Here is a 21925-nt window from a genome sequence, read left to right as displayed (position 1 = left end):
CTCCCGTATGCATGACGACCGCAAGCTGGTCGAAGCCCGCCTCCGGCGCGTCCTCGACGAGCGCATCCGCCCCGCCGTGTACCCCGAGTCCGTGCCGCTCCAGGTCGCGGTGTGGCACGCGCCCGGCGAACCCGTCCCGGTGGCGGAGGGGCTCGCCGCCGAGCCCCGGCCCGTCGAGGTGGGCGCCCGCTGGGGTGCCCCCTGGGGCACCAGCTGGTTCCGGGTCACCGGGACCGTGCCCGAGGAGTGGGCAGGCCGCACCGTCGAGGCCCTGCTCGACCTCGGCTTCGACGAGAACATGCCCGGCTTCCAGTGCGAGGGCCTCGTCTACCGGCCCGACGGCACCCCGGTGAAGGGCCTCAACCCGCGCAACCAGTGGGTACGGATCGGCGCTCCCGTCGCGGGCGGCGAAGAGGTGCGCCTGCACATCGAGGCCGCCTCCAACCCGGTGATCCTCGACTACCACCCCTTCCGGCCGACCTGGCTGGGCGACAAGGACACCGCCGGGCACGAGCCGCAGTACACCCTCACCCGCATGGACCTCGCTGTCTTCGACGAGACCGTCTGGCACCTGGTGCAGGACCTGGAGGTGCTCGGTGAGCTGATGGCCGAACTGCCCGAGGACTCCGCGCGGCGCTACGACATCCTGCGCGCCGTCGGCCACGCCCTGGACGCCGTCGACCTCCAGGACGTGAACGGCACCGCCGCCCCCGCCCGGGAACGGCTCACCGGCGTCCTGGCCGCCCCGGCCGTCCCGTCCGCCCACCGGATCAGCGCCGTCGGTCACGCCCACATCGACTCGGCGTGGCTGTGGCCGCTGCGGGAGACGGTCCGCAAGGTGGCCCGTACGACGTCCAACATGACCGCGCTCGTCGAGGACGAGCCGGACTTCGTGTTCGCCATGTCGCAGGCCCAGCAGTGGGCCTGGGTGAAGGAGCACCGGCCCGAGGTGTGGGCGCGGGTGAAGAAGGCGGTCGCCGAGGGGCGGTTCGTGCCGGCCGGCGGCATGTGGGTGGAGTCCGACACCAACATGCCGGGCTCAGAAGCGATGGCCCGGCAGTTCGTGCACGGCAAGCGGTTCTTCCTGGACGAGTTCGGCGTCGAGAACGAGGAGGCCTGGCTGCCCGACACCTTCGGCTTCGCCGCCGGACTGCCGCAGATCATCAGGGCGGCCGGCTCCAAGTGGCTGCTGACGCAGAAGATCTCCTGGTCCCAGACCAACAGCTTCCCCCACCACACCTTCCGCTGGGAGGGCATCGACGGCACCCGGATCTTCACCCACTTCCCACCCGTCGACACCTACAACTGCTCCATGAAGGGCAGCGAGATCGCCCACGCGGCACGGAACTTCAAGGACCGGGGCCGCGCCCGGCACTCCCTCGCGCCCACCGGCTGGGGCGACGGAGGCGGCGGCACGACCCGGGAGATGGTCGCCAAGGCCGCCCGCCTGCGCGACCTGGAAGGCTCGGCGACGGTCGCCTGGGAGACACCCCGCGCGTTCTTCGAGAAGGCCGAGGCGGAATACCCCGACGCCCCCGTGTGGGTGGGCGAGCTGTACCTCGAACTGCACCGCGCCACGCTCACCAGCCAGGCCAGGACCAAACAGGGCAACCGCCGCAGCGAACACCTGCTGCGCGAGGCGGAACTCTGGGCCGCCACGGCCGCCGTCCGCACCGGATCCGCCTACCCCTACGAGGAGTTGGACCGGATCTGGAAGACGGTCCTGCTGCACCAGTTCCACGACATCCTGCCCGGCTCCTCGATCGCCTGGGTGCACCGCGAGGCCCGCGCCACCTACGACCGGCTGGCCGCCGAACTGACCGCGATCACCGACGCGGCCCAGCGTGCCCTGGCCGGCCAGGGCGACACCCCACTGCTGTTCAACGCGGCCCCGCACGCCCTACGGGGTGTCCCGGCGGGCGGCGCCACGCGGCCCGAGGCGGACGGCAGGACGACCCGCACCCCGGGCCCGGACGGCGGACACGTCCTGGACAACGGCCTGCTGCGGGTCACCGTCGACGCGAACGGCCTGGTCACGTCGGCGTACGACCTCACCGCCGACCGCGAGACGATCGCCCCCGGCACGGCGGCCAACCTGCTCCAACTCCACCCGGACTTCCCGAACATGTGGGACGCCTGGGACGTCGACGCCTTCTACCGCAACACGGTCACCGACCTCACCGAGGCCGACGAGGTGAGCGCCGGCGAGGACGGGCGGTCCGTGCGCGTCGCCCGGTCCTTCGGTACCTCCCGCGTCACCCAGGTGCTGTCGCTGGTGCCGGGGGAGCGGCGGCTGGTCATCGACACCGAGGTCGACTGGCACGAGACGGAGAAGTTCCTGAAGCTGGCCTTCCCGCTCGACGTGCACGCCGAACGGTACGCGTCCGAGACGCAGTTCGGGCACGTCCACCGGCCCACCCACACCAACACCTCGTGGGAGGCGGCCAAGTTCGAGGCGTGCAACCACCGGTTCGTGCACCTGGAGGAGCCCGGCTGGGGCGTCGCGCTGGTCAACGACTCGACGTACGGCCACGACGTGACCCGCACGGTCCGCGCCGACCGGGGTACGACCACCACGGTCCGGGCCTCCCTGCTGCGCGCCCCCCGCTTCCCCGACCCCGAGACCGACCAGGGCGTCCACCGCTTCCGGCACGCCCTGGTCCCCGGCGCCCGGATCGCCGACGCGGTCCGCGAGGGCTGGCGGATCAACCTGCCCGAGCGGCGGGTGACGGGCGCGCACGACGTCGCCCCGCTGATCGCCGTCGACAACGAGGCTGTCGTCGTCACGGCGGTGAAGCTCGCCGACGACGGCAGCGGCGACGTCGTGATCCGCTTCCACGAGGCCCACGGCGGCCGCGCCCGCGCCACCCTCACGGCCGGCTTCCCGGTCACCGGCCTCACCGTCACGGACCTCCTGGAACGCCCGCTCGCCGACACCGAGCCACCGGCACGGGACGGCGACCGGATCACCGTACGGCTCCGCCCGTTCGAACTGATGACGCTCCGGCTGCGCAGGGCCTGAACCGAGAGACGGAGGGGCTGGGCTAGGGTTCCGGCATGCGATGCGCCATATGCGGCTCCGGCCGGCTGAGCCCGGTCGGGGAACTGATCTCGGGTGAGAAGTGGATGGACCGCCTGTCCTTCAGGTTCGACCGCTCGGGCATCCTGAAGCCCCGTCCGACGTTCACCGCGGGCTTCGCGCGAGCCTGCCGCGACTGCGGGGCCCTGCTCCCCTTCCTCGCCGAGTACGAGCGGGTGCGCCTGGACGCGGAGGCCGACAAGCTGGCCGACGTGGAGGGCGCTCCGTAGCGGCAGCCCCGGCTACGACCGGTCGGCCGCCCGCGCCAGGCGCGTGGGCGGCAGGTACTCCCGGACGAACGTCCGGTCCCAGCACGCGCCGGTCTCGCGCAGTTCGTGCCAGGTCGTGTAGCGGTAGCGGAAGAGGCGGGCGCGGATGTGGCGGGGCGGCGTGTCCGGGGGGAACGGGGAGCGGCGCAGCAGGCGCAGGGTGCCCGGGTCGTTCTCCAGCAGCCGTTCGACCAGGGCGCCGAACCATTCCCCGGCGTAGCCGGGGGACAGCGCGGCGAACCACATCAGCCAGTCCAGGCGCAGGTGGTAGGGCGCGAACTGGCGAGGCCAGCGGTGCGGGTCGCCGGGCTTGCCCTTGAACGTGTACTCCCGCCAGTCCGAGTCCTGGCCCGGCACCTCCGCGAGCGTGCCCTCGATCACCACCTCGTAGCGGATACGGCTGACGCTGCCGAACGCGCCGTAGGTGTTCACCAGGTGGAGCGGGTCGAAAGACCGGTTCATCACCTGGCGGCGGGAGACCATGTTCGCCACCGGGCGGTAACTCAGGAAGAGCAGAAACGCGGCGACCACCAGTACCAGGATCTCGTACCAGAGCGGCGCCGGTGACGTGGCCGGCGTAGTGCCGGGCAGGCGGAGCGCGGACAGAGCCAGCACGATGGTGATCCAGTTCAGCCAGGAGAAGTTGCCGGACAGCACCAGCCACAACTGGGTCGCGATCATCAGCGCGGCGGCGGCCGAGGCGATCGGCTGCGGGGCGAACAGCAGGACGGGCACCGCCAGTTGGGTGACGTGGTTGGCGGCCACCTCCACCCGGTGCAGGGGCCGTGGCAGATGGTGGAAGAACCAGCTCAACGGGCCGGGCATCGGCTGGGTCTCGTGGTGGTAGTCCAGACAGGTCAGCTTGCGCCAGCAGGCGTCCCCGCGCAGCTTGATCAGCCCCGCCCCGAACTCGACCCGGAACAGGATCCAGCGCAGCAGGAACAGCACCACGACCGGCGGAGCCACCTCGTCGTTGCCGAGGAACACGGCCAGGAAGCCGGTCTCCAGCAGCAGGGACTCCCAGCCGAACGCGTACCAGGTCTGGCCCACGTTCACGATCGACAGGTACAGCGCCCACGGCACCAGCCACAGCAGCATGCCCGCCCACAGGGGGAGTTGGTCGTGCGCCCCGGCCAGCAGAGCCGCCGACACCGCGCAGCCGGCCCAGGCGCAGCCCGCGAACAGCCGGTCGGAGTACCGCAGATGGAACAGGCTCGGGGCCCGCTTGAACGGAACCCGGGCGGTGAAGCGGGGGATCGGCAGCATGCCGCGCTCACCCAGGAGAGGCCGGAACTGCAGGGCCGCCCCGAGGAACGCGACGAGGTACACGGCGGCCAGAGCCCGCTGGAGGACCAGCCGGCTCAGCCAGTAGTCGGGTGCGGTGAACCAGTCCACGGCTGTGCGCGCCCCTTCTGTGCGGCCGAACCGCACGACATGCCCCGAGTTGCCCGCCGGACGGGTGCGATGCAAACAATAGTGAGAAATCACCCACAGTGATGCGGAGGACGCGGTGCGGATACCTTTCACCGGGCTTGCCTTCGCGTCCTGCGCCGGCGCGACCCTGCTCGTGAGCGGCTGCGCCGGTGCCACCGGGACCGCTGCCGGGACGCACCCCGCCGGGGAGGTCTTCCTCCAGCCCGCCGCGGCGCCCGGCCCCGACCCGTTCACGCACTCGACGGCCACCACCGCAGCGGCCTCTGCCCCGACTTCGATCCCGGCCTCGGATTCCGTTACCCCGTCCCGGCCGGCCGCCACACCCGCGCGGGACGTGCGGTCCCTGTCCGGCGCCACTCCGGGCCTGTACGGCGGCACCGCCCACGTGGCCGGCTGCGACGTCGAGCGGCAGATCGGCTACCTGGCCGCCGACCCCGCCAAGGGCGTGGCGTTCGCACAGGGAGCGGGCATCTCCCCGGCGTCGGTCCCAGGCTATCTGCGCGGCCTGACCCCGGTCGTGCTCCGCGCCGACACCCGCGTCACCAACCACGGCTACCAGGACGGGCGGGCGACCGAGTTCCAGTCCCTCCTGCAGGCCGGTACCGCCGTCCTCGTCGACGACCGGGGCGTGCCGCGCGTCCGCTGCGCCTGCGGCAACCCGCTGCGGCCGCCCACGGCCCACAGCGGCTCCGCGACCGGCGGCACCGGCTGGTCCGGATACCGGCCGGCCGAGGTCGTCGAGGTGGCCCCGGCGCCCCACGCGGTCACCAGCATCACGATCGTCGACGTCCACAGCCACACCTGGATCGAACGCCCGATCGGACACGGCGTGGCCCACGACCACGTCGTACCGGCCCCGGCGCCGGCCACACCGACCCCGGCCGGCAAGCCCCCGCACTCCGGGAAGCCGAGCCCGCACGTGACCCGCCCGGGCGAGACCGGCAAGGCCACGCCGACGCCGACCCCGGACGCCTCGGCCTCGGCCTCAGCCTCCGTATCGGCCTCCGCCCCCACCTCGGCCTCGGCCCCGGCCCTGGCTCCCGCCTCAGCCTCGGCCTCCGCCGCCGCTTCCCCATCCGCCTCCCCGTCACCCAGCCGGACCGCGGGCCACCTGGCGCCGCCCACCGCCCCATCCCGCCCGCAGACTCCGTCGGCCCCCCACCGGTCGCCGTCGCCGCCGCAGCCGCCCGGGCAGGACGCCTCGCCCACCGCCCCCGGCACCTCACCGGACGCGACCGTCCCGGACGAGACCGGCCCGCCCCGGGGCACCGGCACCTCCGGACTCGTCCCCGAGCCTCCGACCGGGTCGGCCGGCTGAGACCGAAGCGCCCGAACAACTCGAAGAATCGGACAAATGCTGGCAAGGTGGGCCCATGGCTGATCGGGGAGCGAGCGCCCTGTCACTCCCGGAGGACTGGCCCGCCCACCCGGACCCGATCCTGGCGCTCAACCGCATGGGCAGCTTCGACTGGGACCTGGACACCGGTCTGTTCCACATGGACGCCCAGGGCTACGAGGTGTTCGACCTGCTCCCCGAGGAGTTCGACGGACGCCCCGAGTCCCTCGCGGTCCGGGTGCCGCCGCCGGAGGCCGCCCGGCTCGACACCGCCGTCGCCCAGGCCATCAAGGACGGCAGCGAGAACTACGGCGCCTACTTCCGCATCCGCTGCCGCGACGGCACGCTGCGCTGGACCCACACCCAGGGCTACATCCGGCGCGACGAGACGGGCCGCCCCCGCCGGATCGTCGGCATCCTCCGGGACGCCACCCAGGAACTCGCCGCCGGCGAGACACGCAGCCTGCGCGCCGCCCAGGACGAGGCCTTCCGGCAGCAGACCAACGTCGTCGAGGTCACCTCCGCGGCCCTCGCGCACGCCCAGGGCGTCCAGGACGTCATCGACGTCCTCAAGTACACCCAGGGCGTCCGCCACCTGGGCGCGGCCAGCCTCGTCATGGGCCTGGTGGAGGCCGGCCGCATCCGGCTGGTCGCCGAGGGGCCCGTGGGCAGCTTCGTGCCGGGCACCCGGGTCACCCGGATCGACGAGCCGTACCCGATGGGCGAGGTCGTCCGCACCCTCGTGCCGCGCTTCATCGAGTCGCCCGAGGAGTTCGCCCAGGGCTACCCGATCCTGTGGCCGCACCTCACCGACCTGCACATCACCTCGGCCGCCTATCTGCCGCTGATCGCGCAGGCCCGCCCGATCGGCGCGATGGGGCTGCTCTACAGCGACCGGCGGGGCTTCTCCGCCGAGGAGCGGGCCGTGCTGGTGGCGCTCGGCAGCAGCATCGCGCAGAGTCTGCAGCGGGCCATGCTCTACGAGCAGGAGAAGGACCTCGCCCAGGGCCTGCAGCAGGCGATGCTGCCGCGCACCATCCCCAGCGTCCGCGGCGCCGACGTCGCCGTCCGCTACCGCGCCGCGTCCGTCGGCGGCACGCTCGGCCGGGACATCGGCGGCGACTGGTACGACCTCATCCCGCTGCCCGGCGGCCGGGTCGGCGCGGTCATCGGCGACGTCCAGGGCCATGACACGCACGCGGCCGCCGTCATGGGCCAGCTGCGGATCGTGCTGCGCGCCTACGCCGCCGAGGGGCACACCCCGGCCGCGGTGATGGCCCGGGCCTCGGTGTTCCTGCACGAACTGGACACCGACCGCTTCGCGACCTGCCTGTACGCGCAGGCCGACCTGTCCACGGGGGTCGTCCAGGTGGTCCGGGCCGGGCACATCGACCCGCTGGTGCGCGCCACGGACGGCACCTGCCGCCGCATCCCGGTCGACGGCGGCCTGCCGCTCGGCCTCTCCGCCGAGTTCGGCCGCCTGGAGTACCCCGTCTCCACCCTGGAACTCGACCCCGGCGAGACCCTGCTGCTGTGCACCGACGGGCTCGTCGAGCAGCCCGGCGCCGACCTCGACGACGGCATGCGGACCCTCACCGCGCTCATCGCCGACGGCCCGGACGAGGTCCGCGACCTCGCCGACCGGCTCATCCAGATGGCCGAGGAACGCGGCGGCGACGACGACGTGGCCCTGCTCCTGCTGCGCCGCCGCGCCCCCGAGGCCCCCCGGGCGGGCGGCCGGCTCCAGCAGCACGTGGCGCCGGGCGACCCCGAGGCGCTCACCCAGGCCCGGCACATGATCCGCGCCGCCGTGCGCACGTGGGGTGCCCGGGACCGGGCCGACGAGGTCGAACTGGTCGCCGACGAGCTGATCACCAACGCACTGATGCACACCGAGGGCTCCGCGATCGTCACCCTCAGGGTCCTCGACGGCGCCGACCGCCGGCTCCGGGTGGAGGTCGAGGACTCCTCCAGCGCCCTGCCGCGCCGCCGGGAGGCGGGCGAGGACGGGGTGTCCGGGCGGGGCCTGCTGCTCGTGGACCGGCTCGCCGACGGCTGGGGCGTGGAGGCGCGCGGCGGCGGGAAGGCCGTGTGGTGCGAGTTCGTCGTGCCGCCCCGGGCCGGGCGCTGAGCGCACCGCCCGGCGCTGTCGGTGGCGTTGTCGGTGCCGGAGGGCACGGTGGCGTTGTCGGTGCCGGATGGCACTCTGGACGTATGCCCGAACTGCCCGAGGTAGCGGCGCTGACGGACTTCCTCACCGAGCACCTGACCGGACGCCGGATGGTGCGGGTGCTGCCGGTCGCGATCAGCGTCCTGAAGACGTACGACCCTCCGCTCACCGCCCTGGCGGGCGGTGAGGTGACCGCTGTGCGCCGGTACGGCAAGTTCCTCGACATCGAGACCGGGGCCGGGGTCCACCTGGTCACCCATCTGGCCCGCGCGGGCTGGCTGCACTGGAAGGACGAGGTGCCGGCCGCGCCGCCCCGGCCCGGGAAGGGCCCGCTCGCGCTGCGGGTGACGCTGGACTCCGGCGCGGGCTTCGACCTCACCGAGGCAGGCACCCAGAAGCGGCTCGCGGTGTACGTGGTCCGTGATCCCCAGGACGTCCCCGGCATCGCCCGCCTCGGCCCGGACCCGCTCGCCGACGACTTCGACGCGGCCCGCCTCGCCGCGCTGCTCAAGGACGAGAGACGCCAGATCAAGGGCGCGCTGCGCGACCAGAGCCTGATCGCGGGCGTCGGCAACGCCTACAGCGACGAGATCCTGCACGCCGCGAAGATGTCCCCCTTCAAACTCGCCGCGTCCCTGACGCCGGAGGAGACGCTGCGGCTGCACGAGGCGCTGCGCTCGACCCTCACCGAGGCGGTCGAGCGGTCCCGGGGGGTGGCGGCGGGGCGTCTGAAGGCGGAGAAGAAGAGTGGGCTGCGGGTGCACGGGCGGACGGGGGAGGCGTGTCCGGTGTGCGGGGATGTCATCCGCGAGGTGTCTTTCAGCGACTCGTCGCTGCAGTATTGCCCTTCGTGCCAGACGGGGGGTAAGGCGTTGGCGGACCGTCGGCTGTCGCGGCTGCTGAAGTAGGGGTGCGTGCGCTCGGGGTGCGTTGTGTCGTTCCTCGGCTTCCGGCGCCGTCGTGGCTTGTCGCGCAGTTCCCCGCGCCCCTGACGGGGCGCTGAGGCCGGGCGGCGTTCGTCAGGTCAGGGCGCGTCCAGTGTGACCAAGTGGTGGCCGTCTGTCGTGCGGATCTCGTAGTGGTCGATGTCGGTGGGGTGCAGGGTGGTGTCGACCAGGGTGGTGGTCATGGTGGGGTCGTGGGGGGCGACCATCCAGTTGCCGGCGAGTTGTTCCGTGCCGTCGTGGCCGATGACGACGAGGCGGCAGGAGTGGGGGCCCGAGGCGTCCTTGATCTCCAGGCGGAGCCGGCTGCCGTAGTCCTCGTTCTCGGAGGTGACCCGGGCCCAGACTCCGGTGTGCGGGTCCGTCGCGGCGGTGACGTGGGCGGCGGCCGGTGTGCCGTGCCCGGTGAAGGCCATGACCCCGGGGCCGGCGGCGGCCAGCACCACCGAGGCGGCCAGGCCGTACAGGAAGCGGCGCCGGCGGGTCCGGTCGCGGCGGGCGATCTCGGCGAGCAGCCGGTCCAGCAGCCGGGGGCCGGGCTGGGCGAGCGGCGGCACGAAGCGCGGGGTGGCCCGGCGGTACAGCATCAACTGCCGTGTGGCCGCGCCGAATTCGGTCACGTGTGCCGCGCACTTGGGGCACTCCATGAGGTGGTCCTCGAAGCGGAAGGCGTCCGCCTCGTCCAGCACGCCGAGCGCGTACGCGCCGACGTCGCGATGCCGTTCCAGGGACCTCATGCCGAATCCTCGTGACCGTGGGGTGCGGGTGGGGTTACTCCTTGCTCCCACCCGTACGCAGCCGACAGCCGAATCACTCAAGCCCCGGACAGAATCGGGACCAAGAGATTCGGAGCGGCCCGCTCCCCGGATTGGTCTGATTTTCGGCAGCCCGCGAGAACCGACCGGCGCCTGTCCGAGGGGCGCTCAGAACAGGTGGATGGCGAGGTGTCCCAGGGGCAGTCCGAGCCGCCAGGCCGGGGTCCACACCTTCGGGCCCTCGTCCTCGCCGACCGGCGCGGCGCCTTCCGGCACCGCGTCGAGGTCGGGCGCCAGCAGCTCCGTCTCCTCCAGCCAGCGCCAGGCCTCCGCCGCCAGCGCGAGGTCCGGCGAGGGCGTCCGGGCGTCCGCCTCCTGTCCGGCCAGCTCGGCCATGCGCTCGCGCACCCACTCCCGCCACGGCTGGTCGTACGCCGTCAGCGACAGCCAGTTCTCCAGCTGGGAGACGACCCGGATGCCGGACAGCTCCCCGTCGGTGTCGGACAGGAACACGGTCAGCGCCAGCGCGTCCCGCCCGGCCCGGAACTCGAACGACGTCGGCGGCATCAGATCGCCCGTGCGCAGCAGCTCGTCGGCGATGTACTCGGCGTACAACCAGGCCATCGGGACGGTCAGTTCACCGCCGCCGGTGCCGTCCGTACTCTCGTGCCCTCTGTGCAGCATCCCTTCCTGCCTTCCTCCGGTGCGGGCGCGCCGCCCCGGTCCCCGGACCCGGTCCCCGGACCCGGCCCCCGTCCGGAACACGGATGATGAGGACAGCTGATGGCCCGAACGGGGGTCACAGCAAGGCGCTTTGCGAAGGTTTGACCCAGCCTTCGGTTTCACCGCAGGTCGGCCGCGCGTCCCGGCGGGGTCCGGTGCGGGGCGCGCGCCCCGCAGTGCGCACGGGACTTCACGGTACCGGCTCGGGCGCCGCGGGTTCGCGCGCCTGGAACCACACCGGTCCCTCGGGTCCACAGGCGTACAAGCGCGTCACGGTGGTCCGGAGTGAGTGTCTTCACAGCCGGCCGCGGTGGACGGTCCGGCGGGTGAGAAGTCCGCCGGACGGCGGCGCCCCGTATGGGCCAATGAGGATGCCTGGGCTGTTTGGGCGGGAAGTCAGATTCATACCCATGTGTCTGTCACGGATCGGTCGGTCAATACGACAACTCAGGGGTGAGTCGATGATCACACGCGGACGACAGGTGGCTCTGGCTCTGACCGCCCTCCTGACGGCGGCGGCCGCCTGCCAGAACCACGTGCGCCGGGAGTCCACCGCCGGACACCCGGCGCCGCCGCCCGCCTTCCGCGCGTTCACCTTGGCCGCCTCCGGCGACGTCCTGCCGCACACCTCGGTCATCGACCGGGCCCGCTACGACGCCGGAGGCGACGGCTACGACTTCCGCCCGATGCTGGCCGCCGTCGAACCCGTCGTCTCCCACGCCGACCTGGCCCTGTGTCACATGGAGACCGTCTACGGCGCCGACGGCGACTACACCGGCTACCCGGTGTTCAAGTCCCCGCCGCAGATCGCCCAGGGCCTCACCGCCACCGGCTACGACGGCTGCTCCACCGCCTCCAACCACTCCCTGGACGACGGCGCGGACGGCATCCGGCGCACCCTGGACGCCATGGACCAGGCCGGCCTGAAGCACGCCGGCACCGCCCGCACCGAGGCCGAGGCCCACTCGGTCACCATGCTCCGGGCCGGCGCGGCCAAGGTCGCGCACCTGTCGTACACGTACGGCACCAACGGCGCCCCGATGCCCCCGGGCGAGCCCTGGGCGGTGAACGTGACCGATCCGAACCGGATCATCTCCGACGCGCGCGCCGCCCGGCTGGCCGGCGCCGACGTGGTCGTCGTCTCCCTGCACTGGGGCACCGAATGGCAGGACGCCCCCGACCAGAAGCAGCTCGCCCTCGCCGACCGGCTCACCGCGTCCCGGACCAACGGCCGCCCGGACATCGACCTCGTCCTCGGCACCCACGCGCACGTCCCGCAGGCCTACCAGAAGGTCAACGGCACCTGGGTGGTCTACGGGCTGGGCGACCAGATCGCCGGGGAGATGTTCGACAACCGGGGCGTGCAGGACTCACGCGGCAACGAGTCCACCATCGCCCGCTTCACCTTCTCCCCGCCGCCGGCCGCGGGCGGCCGCTGGCGCGTCACCAAGGCCGAGTTCGTCCCGCAGATGTACGACATCGACGCCGGCCGGGTCCTCGACCTGAACAAGGCCATCGCCGGCGGCGCCGAACTCCAGGGCGTCCGGGACCGCATCCGCGGCGTGGTGCTCAGCCGCGGCGCCGCCAAGGACGGTCTGGTCATGGCCAAGTAGCCGGGCTGCGGTGGCCGGGCCCGGTGATCAGCCCCGGTACCGGGACGGGATGATCAGGCCCGGTCGCGCGGCGTGGCCAGTTCCGAGCGGCGGTAGGAGTAGCCGAAGTAGATCCCGCACCCGATCACGAACCACACCGCGAACCGCACCCAGGTCTGCCACTGCAGGAACGTGATCAGCCAGATCGAGAAGACGACGCCCAGCGCCGGCACGAACGGCATCCACGGTGTGCGGAACGTGCGCGGCAGGTCCGGCTGCCGGTAGCGCAGCACGATCACGGCCGTGCACACCACCACGAACGCCAGCAGGATGCCGATGTTGGTCAGCTCCGCCGCCTCCGCGATCGGGAAGAACCCGGCGATCACCGCCGACGCCACCCCGACGATCCAGGTGACCCGCGTCGGCACGTGCCGCGTCGGGTGCGTCTTGGCGAACCACTTGGGCAGCAGACCGTCCCGGGACATCGAGAACCACACCCGGGTCACACCCAGCATGAACGTGAACATCACGGTGAGGATGCCGATGATCGCGCCCACCGCGATCACGTCCGCCAGCCCGCTCAGCCCCACCGACTTGAACGCCGAGGAGAAGCCGCTCTCCGGGTCGATGTGCCGGTAGTTCTGCATGCCGGTCAGCACCAGGCAGGCCGCCACGTACAGCACCATCGCGATCACCAGCGAGTAGATGATCGCCTTCGGCATGTGCCGCTGCGCGTCCTTCGACTCCTCGGCCGCGGTGGACATCGCGTCGTAGCCGAACACCGCGAAGAACACCGTCGCCGCACCCGTGAACGCGCCGCCGACACCGAACGGGAAGAACGGGTGGTAGTTCGACGAGGTGATGTGGAAGACGCCCACCCCGATCACCAGCAGCACCACCAGCACCTTCAGCCCGACCACGAAGGTCTCGAACCGGGCCGCGCTCTTGATGCCCAGGTTCAGCAGCCAGGCGATCAGCAGACAGAGGATCACCGCGAACAGGTCGACCTTGTGCCCGTGCCCGCTGCCGGGCGCGCCCAGCATCCAGGCGGGCAGCTTGGCGCCCATCTCCTCCACCAGGAAGCCGAAGTAGCCGGAGATGCCGATGGCGACCACCGCCACGATCGCCGTGTACTCCAGCAGCAGGTCCCAGCCGATGAACCAGCCCGCGAACTCGCCCAGCACCGCGTACCCGTACGTGTACGCCGACCCGGCCTTCGGGATCAGGCCCGCGAACTCGGCGTACGACAGCGCCGCACACGCGCTCGCCACACCGGCGATCAGGAACGACACCAGCACCGCCGGCCCGGCCGTGCCGTGGGCCACCGTGCCGGCCAGCGTGAAGATGCCCGCGCCGATGATGCCGCCGACGCCGATCGCGGTGAGCTGCCACAACCCCAGCGAGCGTTCCAGCCGGCTGCCGTCGCCGGCCTCGCCCTCCTCGATCCACTCGATCGGTTTGCGGCGGAGAATCCCCTCACCCATACGGAGCTTGGCCATGCGCCTCACCTCTTCGCCTTCGGCAATCGGCTGACGGCCGATCATGATGGCTCAGGGGCGCCCTTCCTGGGAAGACGCCACGCACGGGTACGGCGGCCCCGCGCATCCGCCGGGCCCTCACCGCCCCGCCCGCCCCCGGCGTCGTACAACCACCGGTTGTGCGCCCGGGTCCCGCGGTTGTTTGCGCCGCGGACTGCCGCCCGCTTTCATGACCGGGGTCAACGGGAGGTTGTGCATGCGGCTGGGACGCCGGTTCGGGTGGCTGTGGGCCGCGTACACCGTCAGCGCCTTCGGGACCTGGCTCGCCTTCGACGCCCTCCCGCTGATCGCGATCCTCGTCCTGCACGCGGGGTCCGCCCAGGTGTCCCTGCTCGCGTCCGCCGGACTCGCCGTCGGCGCGGCGGTGGCCGTGCCGCTCGGGCCCTGGATGGAGTTCCGCCGCAAACGTCCGGTCATGATCACCACGGACCTCGTCCGGTGCGCGGCCCTGCTCAGCATCCCCGCCGCCTACGCCCTCGACGCGCTCGGCTTCCCGCAGCTCCTGGTGGTCTCCGTCGTCGTGGCGGCCGCCGGCATCACCTTCACCGCCGCCTCCGGCGCCCACCTGAAGGACCTCGTGGCACCCGCCGGCCTGCTCACCGCCACCAGCAGGTTCGAATCCACCAGCTGGACCGCGACCGTCCTCGGCCCTCCGCTCGGCGGCGCCGCCGTCGGCGTTCTCGGACCGGTGACCACGGTCGCCGTCGACGCCGTCAGCTACCTGCTGTCCGCCCTCGGCATCCGGGCCATCGGCGGCACCGAAACCCCGCCGGCCCGCCCCACCACCGCCCCGGCGCGGCGCCCCCGGGCCGCCGACCTGCTCGACGGCTGGCGGTACCTGCTCACCGATCCCGCGCTGCGCCCGCTGTTCCTCAACACGGCCCTGGTCAACTCCCTCATCATGGCCACTGCGCCGCTGCTCGCCGTCCTGATGCTGGGCCCGCTCGGCTTCGCGCCCTGGCAGTACGGGCTGGCCTTCGCGCTGCCCTCCCTCGGCGGTCTGCTCGGCTCCCGGCTGGCCCGCCCCCTCGCCGACCGCTACGGCAGGCACCGCGTGCTGCTGACCGCGGGCGCGCTGCGTTCCTGCTGGCCGGTCGGGCTCGCGTTCGTCCGCCCCGGCGTGCCCGGCCTGCTCCTCGTGATGGCCGTGGAGTTCGGCCTGATCTCCTGCGCGAGCGTGTACACCCCGGTGCTCGCCGCCCACCGGCTCGACGTGATCCCGGCCGACCGGGTGGCCCGTACCCTCTCCGCCTGGTCGGTGACCGTCAAACTGAGCACCGCCGCCCTGACCGCCCTGTGGGGCCTGCTCGCCGCGCTCGCCGGCCCGCGCACCGCGATCGCCCTGGCCGGCGTCCTGCTGCTGGCGACGCCGGCGCTGCTCCCGGGCGTGCTCACGGCACCACGGTCACCGGCCACCGTCCCGCCTTCACCAGACGCACCGCCACCGAGCCGATGATCCGGTGGCCCGCCTGCTCGGAGGCGCCCAACACCACAGCGTCCGCCTTCAGTTCGTCGGCCGCCTTCACCAGGCCGGTGTAGGGGTCACCGCGGAACGTGTGGAACTCCCAGCGCACGTCGAATATCCCGCGGACCCGCTCCGTCGCCTCCCGGATGTGGGCGATCAGGTCCTCGGCGATCTCGTCGGTCGTCTCCGCCACCGGCGCCCCGAGCGCCGCCCCGGCCGCCAGCACCGGCTGCACGTACACCACCGCCAGCAGCGCGTGCTGCCGCCGGGCCAGCCCGCCCGCGTACGCGGCGGCCCGCAGCGAGGACTCGGAGCCGTCCACACCGGCCACGATGACCTTCGGCCCGTCCGTGCCCCGCTCGAACCGCCCCGCGGACCGGTGGACCGGCTCGGACTCCTCATGATGCTCGTCCCGCTCGTGCTGTTCCGTCACGGCCGCGAGGCTATCGGAACCGCCGCTTCCACAGGGAGTACGGTCGCGTCCGCTGTCGGTCGCCTGTTCCCACCGCGGCCCGGGCCGCTCGACGGGCGAGGCGACCGGCTGCTTCCTACAGTCGGAACCATGACTGCCACCGCGGAGCCCGCCGCACGGCGCGACGTCACCGGTCCGCCACGCCCGCGGGCCGGCACCCGCCTGGCCTGGGTGCCCGAGGCCTTCGGCACGTTCTTCGCCGCGCTCGGCCTGCTCTGCGCCCTGCTCGCCGTCATCGCCCCGCTGCGCCACCCGCTCCGCCCCGTCGCCCGCACCCTCGACCTGCTGCTCGTCCCGGTCAGCGCCAACCTGGCCTACGCGGTGTTCCTCTTCCTGCTGGCCGGCGCCACCGCCGCCCGCAAGAAGGTCGCCTGGTGGCTGGTCGTCGTCTACCTCGGCCTCGTCGTCCTCACCGACGCGCTCGGCCTGGCCCTCGGCCTCTACGCCGAGTCGCTGCCCTCGCTCGTGCTGTGCGGGCTGCTGCTGATCCTGCTGGTGGTGGCCCGCGGGCAGTTCTACGCCGCCTCCCGCCGCGGCGCCGTGTGGCGGGCGCTGGCCGTCCTGCTCGGCGGGCTCGTCGTGGCCATCCTGCTCGGCTGGGGACTGGTCATGCTGTTCCCCGGCAGCCTGCCGCAGGGCCAGCACCTGGCCTGGGCGGCCGACCGGGTCTGCGGCGGACTGGTCTCCAACAGCTCCTTCGCCGGCCGCCCGCCCCGCCAGGTCACCTTCGTCCTCGGGCTGCTCGGCGCGCTCGCCCTGCTGAACGCCGCCGCCACGCTGTTCCGTTCACAGCGCCTGGAGGCGGCCCTGCACGGCGACGAGGAGGCCCGCATCCGCGCCCTGCTCGGCGCCTACGGCGACCGGGACTCCCTCGGCTACTTCGCCACCCGCCGCGACAAGGCCGTCGTGTTCTCGCCCAGCGGCAAGGCCGCCGTCACCTACCGGGTCGAGGCCGGCGTCTGCCTCGCCAGCGGCGACCCCGTCGGCGACCCGGAGGCCTGGCCGCACGCCATCGGCGCCTGGCTGGACGTGGCCCGCCGGCACGCCTGGGCGCCCGCCGCGATGGGCGCCTCCGAGGACGGCGCCCGCGCCTTCGCCCGCGCCGGACTCGGCGCCCTCCAGCTCGGCGACGAGGCGATCCTGCACGTCGCCGCCTTCGACCTGAACGGCCGCGACATGCGCGTCACCCGGCAGGCCGTGCACCGCGTCCGCCGCACCGGCGCCACCACCCGCATCCGCCGCCACGCCGCCCTCACCGAACGGGAGACGGAGGAGATCGTCGACCGGGCCGACGCCTGGCGCGACACCGAGACCGAACGCGGCTTCTCCATGGCCCTCGACCGGCTCGGCGACCCCGCCGACGGCGACTGCCTGCTCGTCGAGGCCCTCGGCGAGGACGGCCGGCTCCTTGCCCTGCTGTCCTTCGTGCCCTGGGGACGCGACGGCGTCTCCCTGGACCTGATGCGCCGTGACCGCAGCGCCCCCAACGGGGTGATGGAGTTCATGGTCGCCGACCTGTGCGCCCACGCCCCCAAACTGGGCGTGCGCCGGATCTCCCTGAACTTCGCCGTCTTCCGCTCCGTCTTCGAGGAGGGCGCCCGCATCGGCGCCGGACCCGTCCTGCGGCTCTGGCGCCGGCTGCTGCTGTTCTTCTCCCGCTGGTGGCAACTGGAGGCCCTGTACCGCTCCAACGCCAAGTACCACCCCGAGTGGTACCCGCGCTTCATCTGCTACGGCGAGACCGCCTCCCTCGCCCGGATCGGCCTGGCCTCCGGCATCGCCGAAGGCTTCGTCTCCGTACCGTCGTTGCGCAAACTCTGGGGAAAGGGGCACCCGGGGCCCGGGCAGCGGCCCGCCACCACCGAGGGGCTGCCGTCCCTGTCGGCGCTCGGCCTCGACGGAGGGGACCAGGCCGCGACCGGCGCCCCGGACGCGGGCCTGCCCGACCAGGTCCGCGTCCGGCACCGCACCCTGGACCGGCTGCGCGCCACCGGCACGGACCCCTACCCGGTCGGCGTCCCCGCCCCGACCCACGCCCTCGCCGACGTACCCCAGGGCCAGGAGGTGACCGTCGCCGGTCGCGTCATGCTCGTCCGGGACTTCGGCGGCATCGTCTTCGCCGTGCTGCGCGACTGGTCGGGCGACCACCAGATCGCCCTCACCCGCGACCTCTCCGGCGCCGCCCTCGACCGCTTCACCGCCGACACCGACATCGGCGACCACATCACCGTCACCGGCCGCGCGGGCCTGAGCGACCACGGCGAACCCACCGTCTTCGCCGCCTCCTGGCAGCTCACCGGCAAATGCCTGCGCCCGTTGCCCGACAAACGGCGGGGCCTCGCCGACCCCGAGGCCAAGGTCCGCCGCCGCTACCTCGACCTGGCGACCAGCCCGGACGCCCGCGCCGTCGTCCGCGCCCGCTCCGCCGCCGTACAGGGCCTGCGCCAGGGCCTGCTGGACCGCGGCTACCTGGAGGTCGAGACCCCGATGCTCCAGCAGATCCACGGCGGCGCCAACGCCCGCCCCTTCACCACCCACATCAACGCCTACGACCTCGACCTCTACCTGCGCATCGCCCCCGAGCTGTACCTCAAACGGCTGTGCGTGGGCGGCCTGGAGAAGGTCTTCGAGATGGGCCGCACCTTCCGCAACGAGGGCGTCTCCTACAAGCACAACCCCGAGTTCACGATGCTGGAGGCCTACCAGGCGCACGCCGACTACGACGTGATGCTCGACCTCACCCGCGAGCTGATCCAGGGCGCCGCGACGGCCGCCTACGGCCGTCCCGTCGCCCACAAGGACGGCGCCGAGTACGACATCTCCGGGACCTGGCCCGTCAAGACCGTGTACGGCGCGATCTCCGAGGCGCTGGGGGAGGAGATCGGCCCCGGCAGCGAACTCCTGCGGCTGCACCGGCTGTGCGACCGCGCGGGAGTGCCGTACACCGCCGACGACGGCCCCGGCGACATCGTGCTGGAGATGTACGAACGCCTCGTGGAGGAGCGCACCCTGCTGCCCACCTTCTACAAGGACTTCCCGACCGACGTCTCCCCGCTCACCCGGCAGCACCGCACCGACCCGCGGCTCGCCGAACGCTGGGACCTGGTCGCCTTCGGCACCGAACTCGGCACCGCCTACTCGGAGCTGACCGACCCCGTCGAGCAGCGCCGCCGGCTCACCGCCCAGTCCCTGCTGGCCGCCGGCGGCGACCCGGAGGCCATGGAGATCGACGAGGACTTCCTCGACGCGCTCGAATACGCGATGCCCCCGACCGGCGGCCTCGGCATCGGCGTCGACCGGCTCGTCATGTTCCTCACCGGCCGCACCATCCGGGAGACCCTGCCGTTCCCGCTGGTACGGCGCCGCTGAGCCACCCCTCCCGCGTTGCTCCGATCGGGTGCATTCGCGCCGCCACACCAGTGTCGCTGGGGTGCGCCCGGGGTTGGCCGGGCGACTGATGAGTCATGCAGAAGGATCAGTTGTTCACCCGGCGCCGGCTCCTGCTCGCCGGCGCCGCCGCCGTGGGTGCCGCGGGAACCGCCACCGGAGTCGTCCTGGCGGGCGGCGAGGACACCGGCGGCCGGGCCGCCCCCGCGCCGGGTCCCCAGGCACGCCAGGCCCCCAAGGCCTCCGCCTTCCGGCTCCAGCCCCTCACCGGCGACGGCCACCCGCGCGCTGCCCCGCCCGCCCTGAAGGTGCGGACCGAACCCATCCTGAAGATCCCCGCCGACGGCCGGCACATGATGCTCACCTTCGACGACGGCCCCCACCCGGACTACACCCCGCACATCCTGGACACCCTCGCCAAGTACGACGTACGGGCGATGTTCTTCGTGTGCGGCGAACAGGTCGAGTGGAACCGCGACCTGCTCGCCCGGATGGCCGACGAGGGGCACGTGGTCGGCAACCACACCTGGACGCATCCGCTGCTGATCCGGATGAGCCGCAAGAAGATCCACTCCGAGATGAAGCGGACCAGCGACATCATCGAGGACACCTACGGGGAGCGGCCGCAGTGGTTCCGCGCCCCCTACGGCGCCTGGAACCGGAACGTGTTCGAACTGGGCGCCGAGATGGGCATGGAGCCGATGGCCTGGACCGTCGACACCACCGACTGGACGACACCCGGCACCCGGACCATCGTCAAAAGGGTGGAGAAGGGCGCCGCCCCCGGCGTCGTGGTGCTCTCCCACGACGCCGGGGGCGACCGGACGCAGAGCGTCCGCGCGATCCGTGAGTACCTGCCGTATCTGATCGACCACGGCTACCACCTCACCGTGCCGCGTCACCGTCCCGTCTGACGGGCCCTCACGGCGGGCGGCCGGCCGTGGGACCCGCGTCCGCCCGGCCGCGCCCGTCCGGCCGCGGGAACGCTCACTTCACCGCGACCAGGCGGGCGAAGACGACGACGTTGCCGTCGTAGCCGTGCTGCTTGGAGAAGCCGCCGCCGCAGGTGATGACCCGCAGCTCCGGTGTGCCCTTCGAGCCGTACACCCGGTCGCCGGGGAACTTGCTCTTCTCGAAGACCTCGATGCCGTAGATCTCGAACACCGCGGTCCTGCCGTCCTTGCGCAGGACCTCGATCCTGTTCCCCTTCTTCAGCGCCCCGAGGCCGTAGAACACGGCGGGACCCTGCTTGTTGTCGACGTGCCCGACGATGACGGCGGTGCCCTTCTCGCCGGGGGAGACCGCACCGGTGAACCAGCCCGCCAGGTTGGCGTTGTCCGGGGGCGGCGCGGCCACCCAGCCGTCGGCGTCGAGACCGACCGGGATCACGGGCGCGTCGACCCGGATCGTCGGGATCCGCACCCGGTCGACCGCCGAGAACGGCAGCGCGGCCGGGGCGGCGGACGGGGACGTGCTCGCCGGGGCGGTGCTCGCGGGGGCGGCCGCCGACGCCGGCTGCGGCGGACCGGAGTCGAACTCACCCGAACCGTTGCGGATGAGGGCCAGACCGGTCAGCAGCACCAGCGCTATGGCACCCCACGGAGCGCGCTTCCGCCGCCGCTCCTCCTCTTCGGCGAGCTCGGACAGCTCGGAGGCAGACATGCGCAGACCCCTCTCGTCACGGCCGTCACCACGCCCATCGCGCATGGGAAAACGCTAAGTCCCGCGCGCGCGGCGGGCGACGGGACGGGGGGCGAACGGGTGGCCCCCGGCCGGAGCGGTGCGCCATCCGAGTTGCCGTTCACAGGAAAATTCTGACGGGGCGTGACCTGCGGCTATATCCGATTGTGTGGTTTTCTGACGGCGTGTCCGCTCACCAAGACGGACCATTCTCGACATGCGGGCGTGTTCCGGGCGGCCGAGGGTCATGTCCAGAGGTGCTTTCTCGCCGATCGACCGGGGACGGGACCCGGGGCGCCTCTCGCGGAGGATCACATGCGAAACCAACGTGCCCTGGCAGCCGCGTGCGCCGCGGTCGCCGCGCTCGGGCTCGCCGCGCCGGTGGCCGTCGCGGACGGCATGGGCAACGGGGGCGGCCCCTCGAACAACAACTCCTTGACCGCGCCGGACAACGGCAACTTCAACGCGCCCGGCAACGGCAACAACAACGGCAACAACAACGGCAACTGGAACAACGGGAACTGGAACAACAACAACGGGAACAACAACGGCAACAACAACGGGAACTGGAACAGCGGGAACGGCAACAACAACGGCAACGTCAACGGGAACAACAACAACTTCGGGAACGGCAACGGGAACAACCAGGGCGACAACGACGGCGGCCGCGGTGACGGCAACCCGCGCAACATCGTCGCCACGCCCAGCGTGCTCGCCGCCGGTTCCCGGCTCACCGTCACCGTCGAGGGCTGCCGCGGCGGCACCATGTCCTCGCGTGCCTTCCGCACCACCCGCCTGACGCCGTACCGCGGAGACTCCGCGCGCGGCGTCGCCACCATCGACCGCGACGCCCGTCCCGGCCGGTACGACATCACGGTCAACTGCGACGGCCGGACCCTCACCCGACCCTCCGCCTTCACCGTGCTCGGCGGTGTCCAGGGCGGTGTCGGCGGCAGCCAGTCCCACGGCGCCACGGCGACCGACATGGCCATCGGCGGCGGCCTGGTGGGCGCGGCCGTCATCGGGGGCGGCGTCTTCTGGCTGCGGCGCCGCAACGAGAAGCGGATCTGACGCGGCGCCC

16 protein-coding genes are annotated in these 21925 nt (G+C 72.7%); 10 read left to right on the top strand and 6 right to left on the bottom strand.

The window, feature by feature from the left end; genetic code table 11:
* The first annotated feature begins 7 nt into the window (after positions 1–7).
* Both DBP14_RS02420 and DBP14_RS02415 read left to right on the top strand, forming a co-directional pair.
* Complete coding sequence (locus DBP14_RS02420; protein WP_129305397.1) at positions 8–3022, top strand: glycoside hydrolase family 38 C-terminal domain-containing protein; 3015 nt, start codon at positions 8–10, stop codon at positions 3020–3022.
* A gap of 35 nt (positions 3023–3057) precedes the next feature.
* Complete coding sequence (locus tag DBP14_RS02415; RefSeq protein ID WP_129305396.1) at positions 3058–3309, top strand: hypothetical protein; 252 nt, start codon at positions 3058–3060, stop codon at positions 3307–3309.
* A gap of 12 nt (positions 3310–3321) precedes the next feature.
* Here the strand turns inward: DBP14_RS02415 and DBP14_RS02410 are convergent, their stop codons facing one another.
* A complete protein-coding gene (locus DBP14_RS02410) occupies positions 3322–4743 on the bottom strand; it encodes a lipase maturation factor family protein (RefSeq protein ID WP_129305395.1) in 1422 nt (473 codons plus the stop codon).
* 115 nt (positions 4744–4858) lie between these two features.
* Here DBP14_RS02410 and DBP14_RS02405 point away from each other — a divergent pair, with 115 nt between their 5' ends.
* From DBP14_RS02405 to DBP14_RS02395, 3 genes are all read left to right on the top strand, one after another.
* Complete coding sequence (locus DBP14_RS02405; protein WP_129305394.1) at positions 4859–6100, top strand: DUF6777 domain-containing protein; 1242 nt, start codon at positions 4859–4861, stop codon at positions 6098–6100.
* Positions 6101–6155: 55 nt separating this feature from the next.
* On the top strand, positions 6156–8249 hold the full coding sequence (locus tag DBP14_RS02400) for a SpoIIE family protein phosphatase (protein WP_129305393.1): 2094 nt from the start codon (positions 6156–6158) through the stop codon (positions 8247–8249).
* An 83-nt stretch (positions 8250–8332) separates the two neighbouring features.
* A complete protein-coding gene (locus DBP14_RS02395) occupies positions 8333–9196 on the top strand; it encodes a DNA-formamidopyrimidine glycosylase family protein (RefSeq protein ID WP_129305392.1) in 864 nt (287 codons plus the stop codon).
* 116 nt (positions 9197–9312) lie between these two features.
* On the opposite strand, the gene DBP14_RS02390 is transcribed toward DBP14_RS02395, so the two are convergent.
* The gene (locus tag DBP14_RS02390) at positions 9313–9969 is read right to left on the bottom strand and encodes a zf-HC2 domain-containing protein (RefSeq protein ID WP_129305391.1); all 657 of its coding nucleotides are present in this window, start codon (positions 9967–9969) and stop codon (positions 9313–9315) included.
* Between the two features lie 186 nt (positions 9970–10155).
* Positions 10156–10671, bottom strand: a complete 516-nt coding sequence (locus tag DBP14_RS02385) for a hypothetical protein (RefSeq protein ID WP_129305390.1) — start codon at positions 10669–10671, stop codon at positions 10156–10158.
* A gap of 500 nt (positions 10672–11171) precedes the next feature.
* Here DBP14_RS02385 and DBP14_RS02380 point away from each other — a divergent pair, with 500 nt between their 5' ends.
* Positions 11172–12323, top strand: a complete 1152-nt coding sequence (locus tag DBP14_RS02380) for a CapA family protein (RefSeq protein ID WP_129305389.1) — start codon at positions 11172–11174, stop codon at positions 12321–12323.
* A gap of 53 nt (positions 12324–12376) precedes the next feature.
* Here DBP14_RS02380 and DBP14_RS02375 read toward each other — a convergent pair whose 3' ends face one another.
* Positions 12377–13801 (bottom strand): amino acid permease, encoded by a 1425-nt coding sequence (locus DBP14_RS02375; RefSeq protein ID WP_129305388.1) that lies wholly within the window; start codon positions 13799–13801, stop codon positions 12377–12379.
* 235 nt (positions 13802–14036) lie between these two features.
* On the opposite strand from DBP14_RS02375, the gene DBP14_RS02370 reads away from it, so the two are divergent.
* Positions 14037–15296, top strand: a complete 1260-nt coding sequence (locus DBP14_RS02370; RefSeq protein WP_241740772.1) for an MFS transporter — start codon at positions 14037–14039, stop codon at positions 15294–15296.
* On the opposite strand, the gene DBP14_RS02365 is transcribed toward DBP14_RS02370, so the two are convergent.
* Positions 15232–15639, bottom strand: coding sequence for a universal stress protein (locus DBP14_RS02365; protein ID WP_129311636.1), 408 nt, complete (start codon positions 15637–15639; stop codon positions 15232–15234). The two genes, DBP14_RS02370 and DBP14_RS02365, sit on opposite strands and share 65 nt — an antisense overlap.
* A 228-nt stretch (positions 15640–15867) precedes the next feature.
* Here DBP14_RS02365 and lysX point away from each other — a divergent pair, with 228 nt between their 5' ends.
* Complete coding sequence (gene lysX / locus DBP14_RS02360) at positions 15868–19146, top strand: bifunctional lysylphosphatidylglycerol synthetase/lysine--tRNA ligase LysX (protein WP_129305386.1); 3279 nt, start codon at positions 15868–15870, stop codon at positions 19144–19146.
* A 95-nt stretch (positions 19147–19241) separates the two neighbouring features.
* A complete protein-coding gene (locus DBP14_RS02355; RefSeq protein ID WP_129305385.1) occupies positions 19242–20078 on the top strand; it encodes a polysaccharide deacetylase family protein in 837 nt (278 codons plus the stop codon).
* Positions 20079–20151: 73 nt separating this feature from the next.
* On the opposite strand, the gene DBP14_RS02350 is transcribed toward DBP14_RS02355, so the two are convergent.
* The gene (locus DBP14_RS02350; RefSeq protein ID WP_129305384.1) at positions 20152–20826 is read right to left on the bottom strand and encodes a class F sortase; all 675 of its coding nucleotides are present in this window, start codon (positions 20824–20826) and stop codon (positions 20152–20154) included.
* A 333-nt stretch (positions 20827–21159) separates the two neighbouring features.
* On the opposite strand from DBP14_RS02350, the gene DBP14_RS02345 reads away from it, so the two are divergent.
* Entirely contained in the window at positions 21160–21915 is a 756-nt protein-coding gene (locus DBP14_RS02345) for a hypothetical protein (protein ID WP_129311635.1), read from the top strand.
* Positions 21916–21925: the final 10 nt, after the last annotated feature.

The sequence above is a fragment of the Streptomyces sp. L2 genome, from assembly GCF_004124325.1.
Lineage (GTDB): Bacteria > Actinomycetota > Actinomycetes > Streptomycetales > Streptomycetaceae > Streptomyces.
The sequence above is the reverse complement of the archived record's forward strand: the minus strand, read 5'-3'. Positions and strand labels throughout refer to the sequence as shown.

Bases quoted from the DNA above. Each gene is read 5' to 3' on its own strand.
- DBP14_RS02420 (WP_129305397.1), top strand. From the start codon at position 8: ATGCATGACGACCGCAAGCTGGTCGAAGCCCGCCTCCGGCGCGTCCTC.
- DBP14_RS02415 (WP_129305396.1), top strand. From the start codon at position 3,058: ATGCGATGCGCCATATGCGGCTCCGGCCGGCTGAGCCCGGTCGGGGAA.
- DBP14_RS02400 (WP_129305393.1), top strand. From the start codon at position 6,156: ATGGCTGATCGGGGAGCGAGCGCCCTGTCACTCCCGGAGGACTGGCCC.
- DBP14_RS02395 (WP_129305392.1), top strand. From the start codon at position 8,333: ATGCCCGAACTGCCCGAGGTAGCGGCGCTGACGGACTTCCTCACCGAG.
- DBP14_RS02390 (WP_129305391.1), bottom strand. From the start codon at position 9,969: ATGAGGTCCCTGGAACGGCATCGCGACGTCGGCGCGTACGCGCTCGGC.
- DBP14_RS02385 (WP_129305390.1), bottom strand. From the start codon at position 10,671: ATGCTGCACAGAGGGCACGAGAGTACGGACGGCACCGGCGGCGGTGAA.
- DBP14_RS02380 (WP_129305389.1), top strand. From the start codon at position 11,172: ATGATCACACGCGGACGACAGGTGGCTCTGGCTCTGACCGCCCTCCTG.
- DBP14_RS02375 (WP_129305388.1), bottom strand. From the start codon at position 13,801: ATGGCCAAGCTCCGTATGGGTGAGGGGATTCTCCGCCGCAAACCGATC.
- DBP14_RS02370 (WP_241740772.1), top strand. From the start codon at position 14,037: ATGCGGCTGGGACGCCGGTTCGGGTGGCTGTGGGCCGCGTACACCGTC.
- lysX (WP_129305386.1), top strand. From the start codon at position 15,868: ATGACTGCCACCGCGGAGCCCGCCGCACGGCGCGACGTCACCGGTCCG.
- DBP14_RS02355 (WP_129305385.1), top strand. From the start codon at position 19,242: ATGCAGAAGGATCAGTTGTTCACCCGGCGCCGGCTCCTGCTCGCCGGC.
- DBP14_RS02350 (WP_129305384.1), bottom strand. From the start codon at position 20,826: ATGTCTGCCTCCGAGCTGTCCGAGCTCGCCGAAGAGGAGGAGCGGCGG.
- DBP14_RS02345 (WP_129311635.1), top strand. From the start codon at position 21,160: ATGCGAAACCAACGTGCCCTGGCAGCCGCGTGCGCCGCGGTCGCCGCG.